Origin of the sequence: Stenotrophomonas rhizophila (assembly GCF_003751305.1) — a bacterium.
Classification (GTDB): Bacteria; Pseudomonadota; Gammaproteobacteria; order Xanthomonadales; family Xanthomonadaceae; genus Stenotrophomonas; species Stenotrophomonas rhizophila_B.
Genome location: NZ_RJKV01000001.1, coordinates 106,728 through 124,643, shown reverse-complemented (window position 1 = coordinate 124,643; position 17,916 = coordinate 106,728). Strand labels below are relative to the sequence as shown.

The following is a 17,916-nucleotide window of genomic DNA, read 5'->3' as shown; positions in this document are numbered from 1 at the left end:
CTCATGTATCGCCTGCCGACCCAGTTCGATGCCAGTGCCTCACGCCAGGACCTTGCCGCGGCAGGCGGCGGCTCGACGTCGACCACCTGCAGTTCCTGCATCGTCACCCTGCTCGGCACCTCGGTGCTGTCGGCGGTGGTGCTTGGCAAGCTGGACCCCGTAACGCCTGCCGCCGTCAACAGCGACGCACACGCCACGGTCGCCAGCGTCGACACCCGTACGGACCTCCCCCCCCAGCCACCTGCGTTGCCGCAGGCACCGATCAGCGCTGCGACGCCGGACCGTCAGCAGACACCTGTCGCTGTCGTGCCGGTGGCCGGATTGAGCCGCACCAGTCGGGTGTTGCTGGGGCTGTTCGCCTTGCCGCTGGCCGCGATCGGCGGCGGCATTTTCGGCACCGCCAACCCGATATTCGGCCTGTTCGTCGCCGTCGGGCTGTATGTCGGGATTTACGCCCTCGTCTACGAGCGCTCGGGGCGGTCGCTCGGGCGCGGCATCGGCATCGGCATCGCCCTGCTGCTGGGCCTGTTCGTGGTCGGCGCACTCGAGATGATGCTCTGGCTGAGCGTGATGAAATGAGCCGCGCCGCCGTGCAGGCGGCGCAGCCGGAAACGCCCACGCTGTCCTCGCACCTGCTGCATGGCGCGGCGCGTTCGCGCTGTGGTCTGGTACGCCCGGCGCAGCCGATCGAGGCCAGTCCCTGCGATGCAACCGGGCCGTTGTTCGACGGACGGCGCGTGCACAACGCCGCCACGCCGGCCGATCCGGCCAATCCCTGGCAGGGGGTGTCAGGCGCGGTCGCCCTGGATGCCGAGTCGGCCGCCGATGGCGCGGTCGCCGAGGCACTGGAGCGGCTGGCGGCGGCGCAGGCGAGCGTGGAGGTGCGTCGCCGTGATGCGCTGACACCCGCACACCGCCTGGACGAATCGGCCTTCGCCCTGTTCTCGCCACGCCAACGCGCCACGCCCGGCTTCCCGTGGCCGATGCCCGAACGCGATGACGATCTGTTCGCAGCGGTGCATGCGCTCGATGACAACCGCAGGGTCTGGGTACCGCAGGAACTGGTCGGACTGGGGCCTCGCCGTGGCCTGGCGCGCTTGCCGTCGACGTCCAGTGGGCTGGCGGCGTGGCGCGATGGCCGCGATGGCGCCTGGCTGGCGCTGTTGCGGGCTGCGCAGGAGCTGCTGGAACGCGATGCACTGGCGGTGACATGGCTCAACGGCGTGGCCGGCCGGCGGATCGCGTTGCCGCCGCAATGGCACGCCCATGTGGACGCGCGTGGCGGTGAACTGCAGGCCTTCGACCTGACCCAGCACTGGAACCCGCACCCGGTGATCGCGGTCGCGGGCGGCATCCCGTTCGAAGGCCGCCCCCGCCACGTGCTGGGCATCGCCTGCCGCGCCGATCCGGGCGAGGCACTGCACAAAGCGCTGCTGGAATGGCAGCAGGCGCTGACCTTTGCCGCGCATCTGTGTGGCCGCGAAAGCGCCCGGCTGCCGCGCGATCCCGCAGCACTGCGCAGTTTCGATGAGCATGCCGCGTTCTACACCCTGCGCCCGGAGCTTTGGCCGCAGCTGCCGCTGTTCGGGGAGGCGGGCGACAGCACCTTGCAGCTGCCCCTGCTAGGCGCAGCGGTCCGGCCCGCCGCACCGCGCGCCATCGCCGAGCTCGATCAGCTGCGCCGCCAGCTCGGCAGTGCCGGCATCGCGCTGTACTACCGCGAGTTGACCACCGCCGATGTCGCCGCAGCCGGGCTGCGGGTGATGCGGGTGCTGTCGCCGCAGCTCAGCGGCCTGCATGCCGACGAGCGTGCGCCGTTCCTCGGCGGCCGTTGCCAGGACGTGGCCTGGCGATATCCCGGCGTGTCGCACCGCGGCGCGTTTCCCAATCCCTTTCCGCATCCCTTGGGTTGATCCACGAGGACCGCATGCCGTCTCCGCCTCCCCCTTGGCACGATGCACCGCTGTTCCATCTGTTCTGGCACAACGGCGAACTCACGCCTGCGCGCGCGGAGGTGATGCGCACGCGCATCGCCGAGGATGCCGCGCGTGCCTGGTCGCCGCCGCGGCCGTTGCATGCAGCCGCCGGCATCGCCCTGCCGGACCCGGTGCTCCCCGGTGACGCTCTGGCACAGCGCCACAGTGGCCGCCGCTTCGGTGACGCGCGTTGGGGCGCCAAGGAGCTGGGCCGCGTGCTGGCCCCGCTGCGGGCCCGGCCCGGCGACAGTGACACGCGGCGCCTGCCGTCCGGCGGGGCCAAGTATCCGATCCAGGCCTATGCCGCGCTGTACGGCAGCGACGATGCGTTCGCCGCAGAGCCAGGCATCCATTGGTACGACCCGCTTGAACATGCGCTGGTGCCGGTAGCGCCCTGCCCCACATGGCCGGCGCTGGCCAGGCTGCTCGGTGTGGATTGGCCGGAGCGGCCGGCGGCGGTGCTGTTCCTGATCGCCGAGCCGAGTGGAACGCTGGCCAAGTACGGTGAACGCGGAGGCCGCTTCGTGTTGATCGAGGCCGGGGTCTGGCTGGGGGCGCTGGGCCAGGAAGTGGCGGCGATGAACGCCGCCGGCTGCGCGATCGGCTCGTTCGACGACGCCGCCGTGCTGGCCCTGCTCGGGCTCGACCCGCAGCGGCATCTGGCCGTGCTGGCCTATGCGTGTGGTCCCGCGCCATGAACAACCGCCGGTGTCGCAACGCCGGCTGCGCAGGACGTAACTGCCCAGCATCCCCGGCCATTGGGGACGACGGAAGCAATCGTCAAGCATATGCTCATGACCGGAGCGCATCAGGCCCTTCCAGATCGGCCTGAACAGGTGACGGTGCCTGCGTGGTTGCCGGCCAGCGGCCGGCACTACAATGCCCGCATGCAGATTGGCCCCTACAACATCCAGCCCAACGTGGTGCTGGCGCCGATGGCCGGTGTCACCGACAAGCCCTTCCGCCTGCTGTGCAAACAGCTGGGTGCGGGCTTGGCCGCCTCGGAGATGACCATCTCCGATCCGCGCTTCTGGAACACCCGCAAATCGCTCCACCGCATGGACCATGCCGGCGAGCCGGACCCGATCAGCGTGCAGATCGCCGGGACCGAGCCGCAGCAGCTGGCCGAGGCGGCGCGCTACAACGTGGACCACGGCGCGCAGATCATCGACATCAACATGGGCTGCCCGGCCAAGAAGGTGTGCAACGCCTGGGCCGGTTCGGCGCTGATGCGCGATGAGGATCTGGTCGCGCGCATCCTGACCGCCGTGGTCAACGCGGTGGACGTACCGGTCACCCTGAAGATCCGCACCGGCTGGGACTGCGACCACCGCAATGGCCCGCTGATCGCCCGCATCGCCGAAGACAGCGGCATCGCCGCGTTGGCCGTGCACGGGCGTACCCGCGACCAGCATTACACCGGCACCGCCGAGTACGAGACCATCGGCGCGATCAAGGCCGCGCTGCGCATTCCGGTGATCGCCAACGGCGACATCGATTCGCCGCAGAAGGCCGCGCAGGTGCTCAAGCAGACCGGCGTGGATGCGGTGATGATCGGTCGCGCCGCCCAGGGCCGCCCGTGGATCTTCCGCGAGGTGGCGCACTACCTGGCCACCGGCGAACTGCTTGCGCCGCCGTCGGTCGCCGAGGTACGCAACCTGCTGCTGGGCCACCTGCATGCGCTGCATGATTTCTATGGCGAGCAGCAGGGCGTGCGCATCGCGCGCAAGCACCTGGGCTGGTACGCCAAGGACCGGCCGGAAAACGCCGCCTTCCGTGCGGTGGTCAACCGCGCCGAGGATGCGGCCAGCCAGGTCGCCCTGACCACCGAATATTTCGACGCCCTCGCCGCCGGCGAGTCGTTGTCGTCCGCTGCCTGAGCCTTCGCCATGACCCCGCCCATCACTGCACCGACCTATCTCCACGGCTTCTCCGATACCGAGCAGCACCGCCTGGTCACCCAGTCGCGCCTGTTCGAATCGAGCATCTTCAGCGGCATCGATTACGGCGGCGCCACGCGCCTGCTGGAAGTCGGCAGCGGCGTGGGCGCACAGACGGACATCCTGCTGCGGCGGTTCCCGGAACTGCATGTCACCGGCGTGGACCTGAGCGAGGCGCAGCTGGCCACCGCCGCCACCAACCTGGCCAGGACGCCATGGTGCCGCGAGCGCTACACACTGCTGCAGGCCGATGCCGGCAACCTGCCGTTCGGCGCGCGCGAGTTCGACTCGGCCTTCCTGTGCTGGGTCCTGGAGCATGTGCCCTCACCGGCGCGGGTACTCAACGAAGTGCGCCGCGTGCTGGTGCCGGGCTCGCCGGTGTACGTCACCGAAGTGATGAACGCCTCGTTCCTGCTCGATCCGTACTCGCCGCATATCTGGCGCTACTGGATGGCCTTCAACGATTTCCAGTACGACCACGGTGGCGATCCGTTCGTCGGTGCCAAGCTCGGCAACCTGCTGCTGGCCGGTGGCTTCCGCGACGTGCACACCGAGATCAAGACCATCCACCTGGACAACCGCGAACCGGCCCGTCGCAAGACCATGATCGCGTTCTGGGAGCAGCTGCTGTTGTCGGCCGCCGATCCGTTGCTGGAAGCCGGCCTGGTCGACCAGGAAACGGTGGACGGCATGCGCCGCGAGTTCAGCCTGGTCCAGAACGACCCCAACGCGGTGTTCTTCTTCTCCTTCGTGCAGGCCCGCGCAACGGTGTATTGATCGCGGCGCGGCGCTAGCGCGTCGCCCAGGCGACCAGGGTTACCCCGACCGCTGCCGCCAGCAACACCCAGATACCCAGTCCGCCCCGATCCCCCGGGGCCACCGTGCTGCCACCGGCGGTGTTGCGCGCGCCTTCGCGCGGGCGTGCGGTGGGTGTGTTGCCCACTTCCAGGGTACCGGTGGCCGGCCGCTGGCTGCGCTCGGTGATCTTGTTCTGCATGCGCCGCGCCCGCTCGGGATCGACCTTGCGCAGCTCGTCCAACAGCACCTGCTGCTGGCGCGCGCGGTCCGGCTGCGCCTTGGCCTTGTGCAGGATCTCGCGCAACGGCACCGCCGGCTGCTCGGCGGAGCGGCCCGGGGTCACATCCAGCAACAGCGCGCGGTATTCCGGCGGCACATCGGCCAGCCGCGTGTAGCGCGTGCCATTGATCTCCATTTCAAACCGTTCGGTCACGGTGCCTCCGTCCAACCTGCCTTCGGTGCGATCACGTCGGTGCTCGGCGGCGCATGCCAGATGCGCTGCCACAGGGCCGCGAACCGACGCTTCAGCATCGTCCTGCCCTGCTCCCCTTCATACGCCGGGCGCAGCTGTCGCGGCGTGATCGCAGCCCAGCCCTCGCCCTCGGCCCGCGCAACCGCGAAGGTGAAGGTGTAGTCCGGCTCCAGGCCCATGCGCAGATCGCTGAGCCGCAGTTCGCCATCGACCACCTGGGCACGCATGAAGCCGCGGTTGAACCAGTTCAGCCGCTGCACGGCCGGCAGCTCGGCCGCCTGGCGCAGGGCCTGCACGTTGGAGGGATGGCCCTCGAAGGTCATCGGGCCGTAGTCGGCGATCAGCGAGCGTTCGCCGATCACGTAGCCGTTGGGCGTCATCGCCACCACCTGCCAGAGCAGTGTGTTGAATGGCATCGCCACCGAGAAGCGCGGCGCATCGCCCAGCCCCATCGCCGCCAGGGCGCGGTCGGCTTCGCGATCGACCGTGTGCTTGGCCAGCAACGACCAGCCCAGGTAACCACTGCTTAGCACCAGCCCGGCCACCAGCGCCTTCTGCGCCAGCGGACGCGCCCGCGCAAACCATGCCACTGCACAGGCGAGCAGCAGCCAAACGGTGTACAGCGGGTCGATGATGAAGACGCTGGCCCACATCGTCGGGTGCGGGGTGAACGGCCACCACAGCTGGGTGCCGTAAACGGTGAAGGCATCCAGCAGCGGATGGGTGATCAACGCCAGCAGGATCGCCCAGAACCAGCGCCCCGGCGCCTGCGCCACGCGGCCGTGACCGAACCGCTTGAACAGCCACCAGATCAGCGCGGCCACCCACGGCAGCACCAGCAGCGAGTGGCTGTAGCTGCGGTGTTCGACCATCAGCGCCACGGGATCGGCAGCAGTGAAGGCCAGTACCAGCGCATCCAGGTCCGGCAGGGTGCCGAGTGCGGCACCGGCCAACAGGGCAGCGCGGCGATGGCCGGCCGGGGCGATGGCGGCGGCGACTGCGCCGCCGAGAACGATCTGGGTAAAGGAGTCCATCGGCCGATGCTAGCAGCCGGGACTGGTCATGCGCCTCTGCCGTTTTGCTCAGGCCGCCCTGGCAAATGCGGCGCTGCCGGGCAGCGCCACCAGGGTCTGCCCGGTGTGATCCAGCAGCCGCAGGCTCCCATCCGGGTCTTCGGCCAACGCGGTCAGGCTTTCCACCCAGTCGCCGTCGTTGGCATAGATCAGCCCGTCGCGTTCGACCAGCGCGGCACGGTGGATATGCCCGCAGACGATGCCATCCAGACCGCGCCGCCGCACATCCTCAAGCCCGGCCTGGACGAAGCGCTCGATGTAGCGCTCGGCCGCGCCGCTGCGCTTCTTGAGGAATTCGGAGAGCGACCAGTAGCGCTGGCCGAGCCGTCGTCGCGCGGCATTGAGCAGGTGGTTGCCGGTGAGGATGCGGTAGTACAGCCAGTCCCCGAACTTCTCCTGCAGACCTCCGAAGTGAGTGACACAGTCGTAGTCATCGCCGTGCACGACCAGCAGCCGGCGCCCGTCGGCGGTCACATGGATCGCCCGCCGACGCACCTGCATGGCCGGCAGCATCAGCCCGCAGACCTTGCGCAGCGAGGCATCGTGGTTGCCGGGGATGTAGATGATCTCGGTGCCGGTGCGCTGCAGCGCGTGCAGCGCCTGGATCACCTCGCTGTGGGCCGGCCGCCAGGCGGCCCGGCGGTGCGCCATCCACCACAGGTCGATGATGTCGCCCACCAGATACAGGCGTTCGCAACGCAGCTCGGCCAGGAAACGAGCCAGTTCGGCGGCATGGCAGTGGCGTGAGCCCAGGTGCACGTCAGACAGGAAGACGGCCCGCCGATGGGGCGGCAAGGTCGTCACGGGCCGCGTGGCGGCCTCCCGCGCGTCGCGCTGCTCGAATCCGTGCATGGCGTGCTCCTCAGGTCCGGCGGCCGGATGCGCCGAAGCCTGCACCGCCCCGGCGACAGCCCGATGGCGGTTTGACGACGGCCGGGTGACACACTCAGGACTGGAGCGTCTGCCACGCCCGCCGACCGGGAGGGCCCGCTGGCCATTTGTCACGCCCGTGGAACACTGGGCGGCGACGCTGGGACGCAATCCCGTCACATAGGGCCCTGCGACGGGCACGCGAGCTTAACCACCGGCAACCCGTGCTGACGCACAATGCAAGTGCGCGACTTGCCGTGTATCATTCGCGGCCATCTTTCCATCCGAATCAAAGGATATTACGCCTGATGTCCAGCTACCTGTTCACCTCCGAATCGGTCTCCGAAGGCCATCCGGACAAGATTGCCGACCAGATCTCCGATGCGGTGCTGGACGCGATCCTGACCCAGGACAAGCGTGCGCGCGTGGCCTGCGAAACCATGGTCAAGACTGGCGTGGCTATTGTCGCCGGTGAAATCACCACCAGCGCCTGGATCGACCTGGAAGCCTTGACCCGCAAGGTGATCCTGGACATCGGCTACGACAGCTCCGACGTCGGCTTCGACGGCGCGACCTGCGGCGTGCTGAACCTGATCGGCAAGCAGTCGCCGCACATCGCCCAGGGCGTGGACCGCAAGAAGCCCGAAGAAATGGGCGCTGGCGACCAGGGCCTGATGTTCGGCTATGCCACCAACGAGACCGACAGCTACATGCCGGCCGCGATCCACCTGTCGCACCGCCTGGTCGAGCAGCAGGCCAAGATCCGCAAGAAGAAGAACTCCCCGCTGTCCTGGCTGCGCCCGGATGCCAAGAGCCAGGTCACCCTGCGCTATGAAAACGGCGCCGTCTCGGCCATCGACGCGGTGGTGCTGTCGACCCAGCACGCCCCGGGCGTGAAGCAGAAGGACCTCATCGAGGCCGTCCGCGAAGAGATCATCAAGCCGGTGCTGCCGGCCAAGTGGCTGCACAAGGGCACCAAGTTCCACATCAACCCGACCGGCAAGTTCGAGATCGGCGGCCCGGTGGGCGACTGTGGCCTGACCGGCCGCAAGATCATCGTCGACACCTACGGCGGCTGGGCCCGTCACGGTGGTGGTGCGTTCTCGGGCAAGGATCCGTCCAAGGTCGACCGTTCGGCGGCTTACGCGGCCCGTTACGTCGCCAAGAACGTCGTTGCCGCCGGCCTGGCCGACCGTTGCGAAGTGCAGGTCTCCTACGCCATCGGCGTGGCCGAGCCGACCTCGATCTCGGTCACCACCTTCGGCACCGGCAAGATCAGCGATGACAAGATCGAGAAGCTGATCCGCAAGCATTTCGACCTGCGCCCGTACGGCATCATCCAGATGCTGGACCTGATCCACCCGATGTACCAGCAGACCGCGGCCTACGGCCACTTCGGCCGCAAGGCCAAGGAGTTCAGCTACACCAACGGTGCTGGCGAACAGGTCAACGCGACCGCCTTCTCCTGGGAGAAGACCGATCGCGCCGCCGCCCTGCGCGCGGATGCGAAGTTGAAGTAAGCGGTCGCATCGGGCTCCGCCCGACGTCGATTGGAAACGGGCCGCACCAGCGGCCCGTTTTCTTTTCCGGACTGCGGAAATGTCAGGTCACGGGTTGCCTGTACAGCCCCGGCAGGCGAGGATGCACGAACACAGGACAAGGAAGGTCACCGATGTTTTCAGCACTGATGGACAGGCTGTTCAAAGACAACCCCGGCAACGAAGCATTTGCCGAGCGTTTCATTGCTACCGCACACCGCCACGGCATGACGGCCCCCATGACCTACGAGGCGGATCTGTTCCGCATCCGCGTGGGTGACGGCTCGTATTTTCACCTCTTCAACGCCCACCGCGCCTACCTTGATGCGAAGCGCGGCAAGCAGCAGGAGGCGCTGGACATGTTCGTGCGCAGCCTGCGTCCCGTGGACGACGGTGACGCAGGGTGGAATGCGCTGCGTCCACTGCTCCGCCCGATCCTCCGCAGCATCTCCCAGCTGGAGCAGGTGCGGTTGCACGCGATCGAAACGACGGGCTGGGAGGCTCCGAGCACCCTCCAGTTCCGCAGGATCACGGAGGAATGCGTGGAACTGCTTGCGGTGGATCATCCCGAGCACACCCTGACCAAACAGGATGGCCCTGACCCCGCTTGGGGGGTGTCTCTGCATGAGGCGCTCGATACCGCACGCAGCAACCTGCGCGGCATTGAACAGGTGCCCTTCCTGCCGCTCGCCCCGGGCCTGTTCCACGCCGCCTGGCAAGACGGCTACGACAGCAGTCGCGCCCTGCTGCCCGAACTGGTCAACCGGATCCCGATCACGGGACGACCGGTGTTCATGCTGCCCACACGCGATCTGTTCATGGTCGCCGGAGAACGGGATCTGGACGCGCAGGCCCGGATGTTCGACCTGGCCAGCGATGCAGTGGCGGCAGGGCGCGCCATTTCATGGGAACTGCTCTGCTACGACGATGAAGGCCGCATCCAGGCATTCACGCCGGCGTCGGACCTGCTCCGCGCCAAGCAGGCCCGCCTGCGGTACGCATTCCGGCAGGATGCCTACCAGATGCAGCAGCAGCTGCTGCGACGTGTGCATGAGGCACAGGACGAAGATGTGCACGTTGCCAGTTATCTGGTGAAAGAGCAGGACGGCGAGCTCACGTCTTTCTGCAGTTGGGGAAACGTGGCGCTCGCATCACTCCCGCAGACTGACATGATCGGATTCGTAATACCCGACGCGGAATCCCCCCGGGTCATGTTCGTCGCATGGGAAGCTGCCATGCCGGTGATTGGCCACCTGCTGGAGCCAGATCTCCGGCACCTGCATCCGCCACGCTACCTCACCCTCGGCTACCCTTCGGCAGACCTCCTGGAGCGCCTTGCCGTCCAGTAGCAACGCAGGGGTCAGCCCCTCGCTGACGCTGTTCCAGTCGTGGGGATACACTCCAGCCATGCCCGAATTCAAATCCAACCAGCTCTCCATGACGGTGCTGATGTCACCGGACATGGCCAATTTCTCCGGCAAGGTGCACGGCGGTGCGGTGCTGCGCCTGCTCGACCAGGTTGCCTACGCGTGCGCCAGCCGCTATGCCGGCAGCTACGTGGTCACCCTCTCGGTGGACCAGGTGATGTTCCGCCAGCCGATCGCGGTCGGCGAGCTGGTCACCTTCCTGGCCTCGGTGAACTACACCGGCACCTCCTCGATGGAAATCGGGGTCAAGGTAGTGGCCGAGGACATCCTCAAGCGCAGCGTGCGCCACGCCAACAGCTGCTTCTTCACCATGGTCGCGGTGGACGACGACGGCAAGCCGACCCCGGTGCCGCCGCTGGTGCTGGAGACCGCCGACGAACGCCGCCGGCATGCGGCCGCGTTGATCCGCCGCCAACTGCGCGAGGAGATGGAGCAGCGTCACCTGGAGCTGCTGGCATCCAATCCGCCCGCACCGGGTGATCTGGTCGAGCGGGTCTGAACCCTGCGCCATGACCAACGGTCATGGCCTAGCCGGCAGATATCGACCGGTGGTGGATACCTGCCAGATGGCGCGCGCTGCCGGCCAGCGGCCGGCACTACCCGTCATGGTGGCCTACCCGCCACTACCCGGTATGGCCTATCCGGTGTTCTGCACGCCCTGCGCAACACCGTTCACGCACGCCACCAGCGCGCGCAGCACATCGTCGTCTTCGCCCCCGCTCTCCCGCCAGCGGCGCAGCAGGTCCACCTGCAGCACGCTGATCGGATCGATGTAGGGATTGCGCAGGCGGATCGACAGCGCCAGGCGCTGGTCGTGCTGCAGCAGTGCGTCCTGCCCGGTAAGGGCCAGGATCCACTGTGAGGTGAGCTCAAGCTCGCCCTGGATCTGCGGGAAGAAGCGGCCATGCAACGCACCGGACAGCTGCGAGAACTGTTCGGCGATGGTCAGGTCGCCCTTGGACAGCACCATGGCGATGTCGTCCAGGAACGTGCTGAAGAACGGCCAGTCGCGCGCCATCTCTTTCAGGAGGCCTTCGTGACCGGCATCGACCGCCGCCTGCAGGCCACTGCCGACGCCATACCAGCCCGGAATCACGGCACGCGCCTGGCTCCAGGCGAACACCCACGGAATCGCACGCAGGTTGGTCAGTGCAGCATCCTCGCCCAGCCGGCGCGACGGGCGTGAACCCAAGGTCATCCGCTCGATCACGTCGATCGGCGTGGCCAGGCGGAAGTACTGCATGAAGTCTATCTGGCCGACGAAAGCGCGGTACGCCTCCGCACTCTTCTGCGCGATCAGGTCCATCACCGGGCGCCACTGTTCCTCGCGCGGTTCCGCTGCGCGCGGGCGCAGGCTGGAGCGCAGCACCGCACCGGTGGACTGCTCCAGCGAGCGCAGCGCCAGTGCACGGATGCCGTACTTGCGATGGATCACTTCGCCCTGCTCGGTTACACGCAGACGGCCGTCGATGCTGCCGCGCGGCGAGGCATCCACCGCGTGGGTGGTCTTGCCGCCCCCGCGGCTGATCGAGCCGCCACGGCCGTGGAAGAAGGTCAGCCGGATGTCGTTCTCGGCAGCGACGTCCAGCAGTTCCACCTGGGCGCGCTGCAGGCCCCAGCGCGAGGCCGCGATACCGCCGTCCTTGCCACTGTCCGAATAGCCGAGCATCACCATCTGCACATCACCGCGCGACGCCAGGTGCGTACGGTAGACCGGGTCGGCCAGCAGATCGCGCAGGGTGTCGGTACCGCGCTTGAGGTCATCCACGGTTTCGAACAACGGCGCGATGTCCAGCGGCACCGCGCCGGCGTCATCCACCAGGCCGCCGCGACGCGCCAGCGCGAGTACGGCGAGCACATCGCTGCGGTCGTGCGCCATTGAAATGATGTAACTGCCCAGCGCGTCGGCACCGTGCCGGTGGCGTGCATCGGCCAGCGCCGCGAACACCGCGTCCAGGCGCTCACCGCCTTCTTCGTTGCTCGCCGGCAGCGCCTGCTCGCCACTGGCGAACGGGGCCAGGCGCGCGGCGCGGCTGACCGCATCGGCGCCGTCCCAGGCGTCCTGTCCATCCAGCACGCTGGCCAACGCCCGGCCGTGCACGCTCGATTCCTGACGTACATCCAACCTCGCCAGATGGAAGCCAAAGGTACGCACCCGCCACAGCAGGCGACGCACCGCGAAGCCGCCGGCGTGGTCGCCCTTGTTGTCGTGCAGGCTGCGCAGGATCAGCTCGATGTCGTCGGTGAGTTCCTGCGGCGACGCGTAAGCACCTTCCGCATCGTCCATCGTCGCCTGCACGCGTGCGCGCATGCGGTCGTTGAGCAGGCGGTACGGCATGTCGGCATGTCGTGGCCGCGAGGTGACCTTGGGCAGCAGTACCTTGTACTGCTCCACACGTGCCTGCAGCGCATCGCTGACCGCCACCCGCTCGGTGGACTGGCTGAGCAGGCTGGCCAGCTGCAGCAGGTCTTTCTGGTAGCGCCCGAGTACGGCCTGGCGCTGCGCATCGAGCGTGTTGCGGATGGTGCCGGCGTCCACGTTCGGATTGCCGTCCATGTCGCCGCCCACCCACGTGCCGAAGCGCAGCAGGCGCGGCAGCGGCAGTTCCTCGCCGTAGGTATCCAGCAGCGCCTGCTGCAGCGATTCGTACAGCACCGGAATCACCCGGTACAGCACCTGCACCAGATAGAAGCCGACATGCTCCCGCTCGTCGTCCACGGTCGGGCGCACGGGCGAGGAATCGGTGGTCTGCCACGACGCCGTCAGGGCCATGCGGAAACGTGCAGCGTCGGCGGCGGCTTCACCCGGCGTGCGCTGGCCGTCGAGGTTGTCGACCAGGCTGGCGACCATCAACTGCTCTTTTTCCAAAAGCGCGCGGCGGACGGCTTCGGTCGGATGCGCGGTGAACACCGGCTCGATATCGATGCGCGGCAGCCACTGCGCCAGCTCGGCCAGGGTCACGCCCTGCGCTTTGAGATTGACCAGTGCATCCTGCAGGCCATCCGGCTGCGGCGTGGCCGTACCGGCACGCTGGTAGTCGCGGCGACGGCGGATACGGTGCACGCGCTCGGCGATGTTCACCACCTGGAAGTAGGTGCTGAAAGCACGCACCATCGCTTCGGCGCGCGCCGGCGGCAGGCCGGTCAGGACGTCGTTGAGATCGGACAGCGGGGCGTCGCTTTCGCGGCGGGCGATGGCGCGCGTACGCACCTGTTCCACATCATCGAGAAACTGCGTGGACACCTGCTCGGCGAGCAGGTCGCCGACCAGTGCGCCGAGTCGGCGTACATCGTCACGCAGGGGAATATCGGGAGTGGCAAAAACGATGCTGCTACGGTACTCGTTCATCTGCGACGCACTGGCCTCGGGAACGGAATCCGCTCAAGCCTAACCCACAATCGCGTCGTTGCTGCGTCGCGCAAATAGTTACATCTGGTAATGCCGGCAAGGGGCCGGCATTACCGATTGTTCCGTACCGGCCAACGGCCGGTACCTACCGGGTGTTTTCAGGTACCACCAGTGGCCGGCACCTGCCAGCTCAGCGCTTCTTCTTGACGGGCTTCCCTTCGCCTACGGTCTGCTCCAGCCAGCGCTCGCTCTCGGCCAGCATGGTCATGATCGATTCGCGTGCACGGTAGGCGTGCGATTCGTTGGGCAGCATCACCAGCCGCGACGTCCCGCCCAGCCCCTTCACCGCGGCGAACATGCGCTCGCTCTGGATCGGGAACGTGCCGGAGTTGTTGTCGTCCACGCCGTGGATGAAGAGGATCGGGTCCTTGATCTTGTCGGCGTAGTTGAACGGCGACATCTTCTGGTAGACGTCCTGCGCCTGCCAGTAGTTGCGCTCTTCGGCCTGGAAGCCGAACGGGGTCAGCGTGCGGTTGTACGCACCGCTGCGCGCGATGCCGGCCTTGAACAGGCGGGTATGCGCGAGCAGGTTGGCGGTCATGAACGCACCGTAGGAGTGGCCGCCGATCGCGATGTGCTCACGGTCGGTCACGCCACGCCGCACCACTTCATTCACGGCCGCCTCGGCATTGGCGATCAGCTGCGGCAGGTAGGTGTCGTTCGGCTCCTTGTCGCCCTCGCCGATGATCGGCATCGAAGGGCTGACCAGCACCGCGTAGCCCTTGGCAAGGAACGCCTGCGGACCCCAGTAGCTGATCGCGTTGAAGCGGTACGGGGAATCGGTGACCTGGCTGGCGGCTTCGGCGGTCTTGAACTCGCCCGGGTAGGCCCACATCAGCAGCGGCAACGGACCGTCCTTCTTCGCGTTGTAGCCCGGCGGCAGCATCAGCGTGGCGGTCAGGTCGACGCCATCGTTGCGCTTGTAGCGGATCTGCTCCTTGCTCACCCCACGCAGCTGCGGCAGCGGGTGCTGGAAGTGGGTCAACGCCTTCGGTGCCGCGGTGGCATCGGCCAGCGACTGCACGTAGAAGTTGGCCGGCTCGTCGGGCGATTCACGGGTCAGCAGCAGCGAGGTGCCTTCCTGGTCGAGCAGCGCCACCGGCGCGGCGTAGGACGGCGCCTGCGAGTGGAACAGGCGGGTGGTCTGCTTGCTGTCCAGATCGAAGCGGTCCACGAACGGACGGTCGCCTTCCGGCGAGGCGCCCAGTCCGTACAGGAAGATGCTGCGGCCGTCGGCACTGACCTGCAGGCGCGAGCGACCGTTGACGTCGCGCACCAGGCCCGGGCGGCCCGGGTCGTTGTAACGGTCCTGAGAGGAGCGCGCCGACAACAGCTCGGCCGCCTTCTCCGGCTGGTCCGGCGCGATCCGCCACTGCTTGACCTCGCGGTTCTTCCACCACGATTCGTTGAGCAGCGCCAGATCGCCACGCCCCCACTGGATGCCCGCATAACGGCTGCCCAGCTGCGCCAGCGTCACCGGCGGCTTATCGAAGGGCGCCGCCTGCATCAGCACCGCATCGCGCACCTTGGCCTCGCGGTTCGGGTCGCCGCCGTCCTGCGCTTCGGCCCAGACCAGGGTCGCCGGGGCATCGGCGCGCCAGTCGATCCGGCGCACGCCGGTGGCCACCGCATCGTTGCCGGTCGGCAGGCCTTCCTTCAATGGCAGGTCGGCGACGGTGTGTTCGAGCTTGCCATCCACCGCGGACAGCACTTCGATGCGACGCGCGAACGCGCTGGCCGGCACCAGATAGGAGTAAGGACGCACCACCCGCTCGCTCAGCAGGTAACGGCCATCCGGGGAGAGCGTGACATCCCAGTACACCCCGCCGGTGGACAGCGGCGTGGTCACGCCGTTGAGGGCGACCTTGGCCGGCTGCGCGCTGGCGTAGTAGTCGAAGAGGCGGGCATCGGCCTCGTTCTTGAGCATGTCCTGGTAGGTACGGATCGTGCGCACACCGGCGTCGGCCTCGGTCTGCTGGATCGCCGGGCCGGTCGGAATGCCGCCGGCGGCCGGTGCCGCGCCCTGGCCCTTGAGCTGCTGCATCACCAGCAGCCCCCGGCTGTCGGGCTGCCAGCTGTAGCCATCGCCCATCACCGTGTTCAGATCACCGACCAGGCGGCGCGCCGAACCGGCGTCGACATCAACGATCCACAGTTCATTGGTGTGGGTGGCCGCGTGCACCTGGTTGAAGGCGATGTACTTCTGGTCCGGCGACCAGGCAAAGGTGGCGATCGACAACGGCTGCGGCAGCCCGCTGATCTGGCGCTCCTTGCCATCGGCGACGCTCATCAGCCACAGCTTGTCGGCGAAGCTGAAGCGGCTGGCCGAATGCGTGGCCGGGTTGATGCGCAGGCCGGCCAGCTTCAGTTCCGGCTGGGCGACGTCGTTGATCGACGGCAGCGGCGGCGTCTGCAGCAGCGCGGCCAGATCACGGCGCGGGGACAGGCTCAGCGTCGGGGCACGCGGCGCATCGACCACGGCCTGCAGGGCCGGCGACGGCAGCTGGTAGCCGCCCTGATCGCCCTTGGCGGCGGCTGCGGTCGGCGCAGTGATCTTCGCGGCCGGGGTGGCGGCCAGCGCCAATGGCGGCACCGCCAGCAGGGCCAGGCCGAGGATCAAGGTATGGCGCCACTGTGGAGCGCGTCGACCGGGGGTGCGTGTCATGTTCTGTGCCTGTACTGATACGAACCCCCGACCTTAACAGCCGCGCGCCGATCGCCCCCCTGCCGATGGTTGGGGGCAGGGACCGATTCATGCCAATGCAACCGGCCGCGATATAATGGGTGACCCTCCACCGAGGGGCGCTGCGACCGTGCCGGACTTGTCCGGGGGCGGCCAGGCTCGGTGGCCAGGATTGGTTCCAACGGCGCCCGGCGAACACGAGTATCGACTCGTCATTACACCGGAGCTTTGAATGAACGCTGTTGCCAAGACCTTCTCCACCGAAGGCGATTACAAGATTGCCGACATCTCCCTGGCCGATTGGGGCCGCAAGGAGCTGGACATCGCCGAGCATGAAATGCCGGGCCTGATGTCGATCCGTCGCAAGCACGCCGCCACCCTGCCGCTGAAGGGCGTGCGCGTGACCGGCTCGCTGCATATGACCATCCAGACCGCGGTGCTGATCGAGACCCTGAAGGACATCGGCGCCGACGTGCGCTGGGCCTCGTGCAACATCTTCTCGACCCAGGACCATGCCGCCGCGGCGATCGCCGCATCGGGCACCCCGGTGTTCGCCTGGAAGGGTGAAACCCTGGAAGAGTACTGGGACTGCACCCTGGACGCGCTGACCTTCACCCTGCCCGACGGCACCCTGACCGGCCCGGAGCTGGTGGTGGACGACGGCGGCGATGTGACCCTGCTGATCCACAAGGGCTATGAGCTCGAAAACGGCAGCACCTGGGTCGATGAAAAGGCCGCCTCGCACGAAGAGCAGGTCATCAAGAACCTGCTCAAGCGCGTGGCCAAGGAGCGTCCGGGTTACTGGGCCCGCGTGGTCAAGGACTGGAAGGGCGTCTCCGAAGAGACCACCACCGGCGTGCACCGCCTGTACCAGCTGGCCCAGGCCGGCACCCTGCTGATCCCGGCGATCAACGTCAACGACTCGGTCACCAAGAGCAAGTTCGACAACCTGTACGGCTGCCGCGAGTCGCTGGCCGATGGTCTCAAGCGCGCGATGGACGTGATGCTGGCCGGCAAGGTTGCCGTGGTCTGCGGCTACGGTGACGTGGGCAAGGGCTGCGCCGCTTCGCTGCGTGCCTACGGCGCACGCGTCGTGGTCACCGAGATCGATCCGATCTGCGCCCTGCAGGCGGCGATGGAAGGCTTCGAGGTCAACACCATCGAATCCACCCTGGGCCGTGGCGACATCTACGTCACCACCACCGGCAACAAGGACATCATCCGCATCGAGCACCTGAGCGCGATGAAGGACCAGGCCATCGTCTGCAACATCGGCCACTTCGACAACGAGATCCAGGTCGATGCGCTGAACGCGCTGGCCGGCGTGCAGAAGATCAACATCAAGCCGCAGGTCGACAAGTACATCTTCGACAACGGCAATGCGATCTTCCTGCTGGCCGACGGCCGTCTGGTCAACCTGGGCTGCGCCACCGGCCACCCGAGCTTCGTGATGTCCAACTCGTTCGCCAACCAGACGCTCGCACAGATCGACCTGTGGGCGAACAAGGACAGCTACGAGAAGAAGGTGTACCTGCTGCCGAAGAAGCTGGACGAAGAAGTGGCGCGCCTGCATCTGGAAAAGATCGGCGTGAAGCTGACCACCCTGAGCCAGGAACAGGCCGATTACATCGGCGTGCCGGTGGAAGGTCCGTTCAAGCCGGAGCATTACCGCTACTGATCGGCATGCCGGTCCAGTTGCGTTGAAAACAGACGGGCGCCGGAAGGCGCCC

The 17,916-nt window shown here is 67.5% G+C and carries 14 protein-coding genes and 1 riboswitch; of the genes, 9 read left to right on the top strand and 5 right to left on the bottom strand.

What is annotated here, in order from left to right; all coding sequences use genetic code 11:
* Window positions 1-3 precede the first annotated feature (3 nt).
* From EDF74_RS00485 to EDF74_RS00465, 5 genes are all read left to right on the top strand, one after another.
* Entirely contained in the window at window positions 4-579 is a 576-nt protein-coding gene (locus EDF74_RS00485; protein WP_123728374.1) for a hypothetical protein, read from the top strand.
* Window positions 576-1,913, top strand: a complete 1,338-nt coding sequence (locus EDF74_RS00480; RefSeq protein ID WP_123728373.1) for a YcaO-like family protein — start codon at window positions 576-578, stop codon at window positions 1,911-1,913. The genes EDF74_RS00485 and EDF74_RS00480 overlap by 4 nt, the downstream gene beginning before the upstream one ends.
* A 14-nt stretch (window positions 1,914-1,927) precedes the next feature.
* Window positions 1,928-2,674 carry a SagB/ThcOx family dehydrogenase gene (locus EDF74_RS00475; RefSeq protein WP_123728372.1) on the top strand — a complete coding sequence of 249 codons (747 nt, stop codon included), beginning with the start codon at window positions 1,928-1,930 and terminating at the stop codon, window positions 2,672-2,674.
* A gap of 189 nt (window positions 2,675-2,863) precedes the next feature.
* A complete protein-coding gene (gene dusB, locus EDF74_RS00470) occupies window positions 2,864-3,856 on the top strand; it encodes a tRNA dihydrouridine synthase DusB (RefSeq protein ID WP_123729668.1) in 993 nt (330 codons plus the stop codon).
* A 9-nt stretch (window positions 3,857-3,865) separates the two neighbouring features.
* Window positions 3,866-4,693 carry a methyltransferase domain-containing protein gene (locus EDF74_RS00465; protein WP_121042748.1) on the top strand — a complete coding sequence of 276 codons (828 nt, stop codon included), beginning with the start codon at window positions 3,866-3,868 and terminating at the stop codon, window positions 4,691-4,693.
* A 13-nt stretch (window positions 4,694-4,706) separates the two neighbouring features.
* Here EDF74_RS00465 and EDF74_RS00460 read toward each other — a convergent pair whose 3' ends face one another.
* From EDF74_RS00460 to EDF74_RS00450, 3 genes are read right to left on the bottom strand one after another with little or no spacing between them, the layout of a single operon-like run.
* Complete coding sequence (locus tag EDF74_RS00460; protein ID WP_123728371.1) at window positions 4,707-5,147, bottom strand: hypothetical protein; 441 nt, start codon at window positions 5,145-5,147, stop codon at window positions 4,707-4,709.
* The gene (locus EDF74_RS00455; protein ID WP_123728370.1) at window positions 5,144-6,220 is read right to left on the bottom strand and encodes a metal-dependent hydrolase; all 1,077 of its coding nucleotides are present in this window, start codon (window positions 6,218-6,220) and stop codon (window positions 5,144-5,146) included. Before EDF74_RS00455 ends, EDF74_RS00460 begins: the two co-directional genes overlap by 4 nt.
* A gap of 48 nt (window positions 6,221-6,268) precedes the next feature.
* The gene (locus tag EDF74_RS00450) at window positions 6,269-7,111 is read right to left on the bottom strand and encodes a UDP-2,3-diacylglucosamine diphosphatase (RefSeq protein WP_260232162.1); all 843 of its coding nucleotides are present in this window, start codon (window positions 7,109-7,111) and stop codon (window positions 6,269-6,271) included.
* A 326-nt stretch (window positions 7,112-7,437) separates the two neighbouring features.
* Here EDF74_RS00450 and metK point away from each other — a divergent pair, with 326 nt between their 5' ends.
* From metK to EDF74_RS00435, 3 genes are all read left to right on the top strand, one after another.
* Window positions 7,438-8,649, top strand: a complete 1,212-nt coding sequence (gene metK / locus EDF74_RS00445) for a methionine adenosyltransferase (RefSeq protein WP_019182462.1) — start codon at window positions 7,438-7,440, stop codon at window positions 8,647-8,649.
* A gap of 152 nt (window positions 8,650-8,801) precedes the next feature.
* Window positions 8,802-10,016 carry a hypothetical protein gene (locus tag EDF74_RS00440; protein ID WP_123728369.1) on the top strand — a complete coding sequence of 405 codons (1,215 nt, stop codon included), beginning with the start codon at window positions 8,802-8,804 and terminating at the stop codon, window positions 10,014-10,016.
* Window positions 10,017-10,074: 58 nt separating this feature from the next.
* Window positions 10,075-10,593: an acyl-CoA thioesterase gene (locus EDF74_RS00435; protein ID WP_070471768.1), complete on the top strand. Its 519-nt coding sequence runs from the start codon at window positions 10,075-10,077 to the stop codon at window positions 10,591-10,593.
* A 138-nt stretch (window positions 10,594-10,731) separates the two neighbouring features.
* Here the strand turns inward: EDF74_RS00435 and ppc are convergent, their stop codons facing one another.
* Both ppc and EDF74_RS00425 read right to left on the bottom strand, forming a co-directional pair.
* Entirely contained in the window at window positions 10,732-13,443 is a 2,712-nt protein-coding gene (gene ppc / locus EDF74_RS00430; RefSeq protein ID WP_123728368.1) for a phosphoenolpyruvate carboxylase, read from the bottom strand.
* 190 nt (window positions 13,444-13,633) lie between these two features.
* The gene (locus EDF74_RS00425) at window positions 13,634-16,168 is read right to left on the bottom strand and encodes an alpha/beta hydrolase family protein (RefSeq protein ID WP_123728367.1); all 2,535 of its coding nucleotides are present in this window, start codon (window positions 16,166-16,168) and stop codon (window positions 13,634-13,636) included.
* 126 nt (window positions 16,169-16,294) lie between these two features.
* Window positions 16,295-16,383, top strand: a riboswitch (S-adenosyl-L-homocysteine riboswitch).
* 35 nt (window positions 16,384-16,418) lie between these two features.
* Here EDF74_RS00425 and ahcY point away from each other — a divergent pair.
* Window positions 16,419-17,864: an adenosylhomocysteinase gene (ahcY, locus tag EDF74_RS00420; RefSeq protein ID WP_123728366.1), complete on the top strand. Its 1,446-nt coding sequence runs from the start codon at window positions 16,419-16,421 to the stop codon at window positions 17,862-17,864.
* Window positions 17,865-17,916 lie beyond the last annotated feature (52 nt).